At 64.3% G+C, this 1094-nt stretch carries 1 protein-coding gene; it reads right to left on the bottom strand.

Translation table 11 applies throughout. From position 1 onward, the window contains the following. Nucleotides 1–32 precede the first annotated feature (32 nt). A partial coding sequence (locus V7053_RS08285; RefSeq protein WP_334171803.1) for a cytochrome b occupies nt 33–1094 on the bottom strand: 1062 nt, incomplete at its 5' end.

Genomic DNA, 1094 nt, shown 5'->3' with positions numbered 1-1094 from the left:
CCCCTGCCGTTGGTGATACCAGAGAACTTCGCTCAGTGGCCGGAGCCAGTGGGCGCCGCCTCTATAGCCTCGTGATGAGCGTGGGCGTGAGCTGCTTCCAGTTCAGCCGGCGAGACCGGGGCGACACGATCCTCGAAGAACCACTTCGAGAGCTTGGCGCGGCGCCTCTCCCGCCGATCGACGACGCCCTTCACGTTGGGCTGAGCCGGAAGGGGAAGAGGTGACTCGAAGGCGACCAGTCGGTAGCGCTTGTACTCGTCCAGCGGGGCATGAACCTCGATGAACTCGCCGTGGGGGAGGCGGACGATGCGGCCCGTCTCGCGGCCGTGCAGGGCGATCTCGCGGTCCTTGCGCTGGAGGCCGATGGCGATTCGCTTCGTGACCGTGAACGCGATGATCGGGCCGACGAAGAACAGTGCCCGCAGCCAGTACGTCACGTCGTTCAGCGACACGTGGAAGTGGGTGGCAATGAGGTCAGAGCTGGCCGCCGCCCACATGACGCAGTAGAACGTGAATCCGGCCATGCCGATTGCGGTGCGCGTCGGTGCGTTGCGAGGACGGTCGAGAACGTGGTGCTCGCGATCGTCCTTCGTGATCCAGCGCTCGATCCACGGGTACGTGAACAGCACGGTGAACACAATGAGCGCAGGAACGAGGGCCGGCAGCAGGATGTTCAGCGACAGCGTCTGGTTGAAGATGACGAACTCGAAGTGCTGGCGGTAGCCGCCGATGTCACCGATCACACCCGGCATGAGCCGTAGAGCTCCGTCGACCCATCCGATATACCAGTCTGGCTGGGTTCCGGCCGAGACGGGGGAGGGGTCGTACGGACCGTAGTTCCAGATCGGGTTGATCGTGAAGGCTGCAGCCATGGCGGCCAGGACGCCGAACACGATGAAGAAGAAGCCGCCAGCCTTGGCCGCGTAGACAGGACCCAGCGGGTAGCCGACCACGTTGCGGTCGTTGCGGCCGGGACCGGGGTACTGCGTGTGCTTGTGGACCACGACGAAGATGAGGTGGAGGGCCACGAGTCCGAGGATCATCGCTGGGATGAGCAGGATATGAAGCACGTAGAGGCGGCCGACGATTGCCGT

Origin of the sequence: Sinomonas sp., from assembly GCF_036848755.1 — a bacterium.
In the GTDB taxonomy this organism is placed as follows: domain Bacteria; phylum Actinomycetota; class Actinomycetes; order Actinomycetales; family Micrococcaceae; genus Sinomonas.
Note: the sequence above shows the minus strand (reverse complement) of the source record. Positions and strands in the feature narration are given on the sequence as shown.